Genomic DNA, 3,303 nt, shown 5'->3' with positions numbered 1-3,303 from the left:
TCCCTGCTGCAAAGAACACCAGAGCGCGACCTGCTACCCATGGCGAAAGCGCTGGATCTGGCGGTTACGCCCTGGGGTGCAATCGGTGGCGGCGCATTGACAGGAAAATATTTGCGGGGAGAAAATGGCCGGGTACCCGATCATAGCAGCCGCCGGAGCGAACATAGTAGCACAATTGCGCAAACTGTGGTCGATGTCGCCAACGAATTGGGCGTTACCCCTGCGCAGGTCGCGATTAATTGGACCAGGCACCGGAATCAGGTGATGATCCCGATTATAGGCGCTTCGAAAGAACATCAGATTAAAGATTCACTGGGCTGCCTGGATTTTACACTGCCCGAAGCTGCATTACAGAAGTTGAATGCAGTTAGTAAAATTGAACTCGGCTTTCCCCACGAATTCCTGAAATCAGACGGTGTAAAGGAAGAAGCTTTTGGAGGATTATTTGAGAAGCTGGATAATCATAGGGGTTGAGGAACTTCGGCTATCGGCTATCAGACTAAGAAAAGCTGATAGCCGATAGCCGACGGCCGAAGTCAAAACCTCACCTTCCCCACTGATCCGGTGCTACTCGCCAGGCGCTGAGACTTTCAACTTGTGACGCTGAAACATAGTTGTGTTCCAATGCAGCTTCGATCAATGCATTGTAGTTGCTGATTGTGCTCAGCTTTACGTCTTTCTCTTTGAAGTTATTCGCTGCAACTTCGAATCCGTAAGTAAAAATCGCGATCATACCTGCCACTTCTATTCCGGCAGCGCGGAGTACATCCACTACTTTCAGCGAGCTTCCGCCGGTCGAAATCAGGTCTTCAATAATGATCACGGACTGACCAGGTTCGAGTCTGCCTTCAATCTGGTTGCCCATTCCATGCTTTTTTGGTTCAGGGCGTACATAAGCGAAAGGCAGTTCAAGCAAGTCGGCTACCAATGCACCTTGCGCAATGCCGCCTGTCGCAACACCAACTACCGCCTGTACGCCGGGATACTCCTGCCTAATCAAATCGGCCAGCGTTTTCTTGATGAATGTGCGGGTATCGGGGTAAGACAATGCAACGCGGTTATCGCAATAAATAGGTGACAACCAGCCTGAACTCCATTGAAATGGCTTATCAGGGCTCAACTTAATCGCTTTCGCTTCCAGCAATAGTTCTGCTACTCTTTTACTGATATCTGAACCGTTTAGCATATTATTCTTCTGATTCTTCTTCCTTGTTATGATTTACAACTAATAATTTATCAATCCTGCTGCGATCCATATCAATTACTTCAAACTCGAAGTTTCGCCAGCTGAATTTCTCGCCCGTGGTTGGAATATTTTCAAGTATATGCAGCACAAATCCACCTAAGGTATTGAATCCGACCAGCTCCCTACGTTCAGGTTCAGGGAGATTGATGCTGAAATATTGAACAAAATCGTCGAAAGGCATTTGCGCATCAATCAGGAAGCTGCCGTCTTCACGTACTACGATCTCTGCTGCTTCCTCAATGTCTTCGGAAATGTCCCCCACCAATGCATCCATAATATCGTGCATGGTCAGTATCCCCAGCATTCCGCCGTATTCATCGACGATAATTCCAAAGTACACGCGCTGCTGTTTGAACTTTTCCAAAGCCTGGTAAGCCCGGTTACTCTCCGGCAGGTAAACCGGGTCGCGCGCGATAGTATTTAATGTAGCTAACTGAGATTCAATGTCGGTTGCAATCAGATCTTTGACATAGACCAAACCGACTACATCGTCGACAGTACCGCGGCAAACTGGATAAATGGAATGGCGGCTTTCGAAGATCTTAGCCTTGTTTTCCTCAACAGTATCTTCCAGGTCCAGCCAAACGATCTCCTGCCGGTTGGTCATCAGGGAAGTAACTTTGCGGTCCCCAAGCTGAAATACATTGTGCACGATTTCCTGCTCAATCTCCTCAAAAACACCGCCCGAAGTACCTTCCTGGATCAGGCTTTTGATCTCCTCCTCCGTTACCGCATTTTCACTTTGCCTGATATTCAGTATTTTAATAATAAGATCACTTGAAATCCCCAGCAAGGAAATAAAAGGCGCGGTAATCTTTGAAAGCAGGTTCATCGGAGTGGCCATTACTTTCGAAATCGCCTCGGGATTGGACATACCAATGCGCTTTGGTACAAGCTCGCCTAACACAAGGGAAAGATAAGTGATGAAAACGAGCACACTTCCGACCGCCAGCGAGTGACTGTAAGGTTGCAGGTAAGGTACCTTATTGATGATACCTTCAAAATCAGCAGTGATATTGTCACCGCTGTACATACCCGTTAAAAGTCCGATCAAGGTAATACCGATCTGAACTGTTGATAAAAAACGGGTGGGTGAATTAGCAAGGTTTAATGCGGCTTTTGCACTGGCATCGCCACCTTTTGCGGCTGCTTCTAATCGGGATTTTCGGGAAGACACGAGTGCGATCTCGGACATGGAGAAGATACCATTGAGAAGCACAAGTAGTAAAATAATCAGTAGTTCCAAGAACTGTGTATTTGATATGGTTACAAATTTATCAATAATAATCACTGTCTAAACTAAACACTTTACTTAATTTTGACCCCGATTCACGTACCATTTGAAAAATGACCATTTTTTTTGACGACCGTCCATTCAAAATTGTACGGACTAATCAGCTCTCTCCGGAAACCTCCCAGTTTGATCAGATCGTGGATTTGCGACTGGAAAAATTGCATAAGGGAATGTTAACCGGGCATACCTTATTTCTTAATGCAACCGCAACTACGGTCTTGCAGGTAGTACAGCTGCTGGAAAAAGATTTTCCAAAACAGATGCTTTCGATTACAATGGCGACAAAAGAAAAAGGCGACATTGAAGACAAGATCAAAGGACAGTACAAAGTAATCAAAGCCGCAGGCGGCGTGGTAGTGAAAGACGGGAAATGGCTGTTTATGTACCGCCGCAAAAAGTGGGACTTACCCAAAGGAAAACTGGATAAAGGCGAAGATTCAAGAACTGCCGCTATCCGCGAAATAGAAGAAGAAACAGGCGTAAAATCAATTATCAAATCTAAAATCTGCACTACCTGGCATACTTATACACTCAACAACAACCGCATTCTAAAACGTACCAAATGGTACCTGTGCGACAGTATCGACGATTCTAAAATGACGCCACAGGCAGAAGAGCAGATCGAAAAGCTCGACTGGTACTCTCCCGAGGACGCAAAGCCGCTTCTGATCAACTCTTACAGCTCGATCCGCTTTGTACTCGACAGCCTCAATAAAATGCGTGTAAAAAAATCAGGGAAGTAGTTTTAAATCTGTGAGTTGAT

Annotated in this window: 4 protein-coding genes; 2 read left to right on the top strand and 2 right to left on the bottom strand. The window is 45.9% G+C overall.

Annotation, left to right across the window (positions count from 1 at the left end):
* On the top strand, positions 1-474 hold a 474-nt coding region (locus ACTIE6_RS20895; protein ID WP_439558480.1), incomplete at its 5' end, for an aldo/keto reductase.
* Between the two features lie 70 nt (positions 475-544).
* Here the strand turns inward: ACTIE6_RS20895 and pyrE are convergent.
* Positions 545-1,186: an orotate phosphoribosyltransferase gene (pyrE, locus tag ACTIE6_RS20890; protein WP_439558479.1), complete on the bottom strand. Its 642-nt coding sequence runs from the start codon at positions 1,184-1,186 to the stop codon at positions 545-547.
* A 1-nt stretch (position 1,187) separates the two neighbouring features.
* Positions 1,188-2,492 carry a hemolysin family protein gene (locus ACTIE6_RS20885; RefSeq protein ID WP_439558478.1) on the bottom strand — a complete coding sequence of 435 codons (1,305 nt, stop codon included), beginning with the start codon at positions 2,490-2,492 and terminating at the stop codon, positions 1,188-1,190.
* Positions 2,493-2,593: 101 nt separating this feature from the next.
* Here ACTIE6_RS20885 and ACTIE6_RS20880 point away from each other — a divergent pair, with 101 nt between their 5' ends.
* Positions 2,594-3,283, top strand: a complete 690-nt coding sequence (locus ACTIE6_RS20880) for an NUDIX hydrolase (protein WP_439558477.1) — start codon at positions 2,594-2,596, stop codon at positions 3,281-3,283.
* Positions 3,284-3,303 lie beyond the last annotated feature (20 nt).

Source organism: Dyadobacter sp. (assembly GCF_051859145.1).
Lineage (GTDB): Bacteria > Bacteroidota > Bacteroidia > Cytophagales > Spirosomataceae > Dyadobacter.
This window is presented reverse-complemented; position numbering and strand designations above follow the sequence as displayed.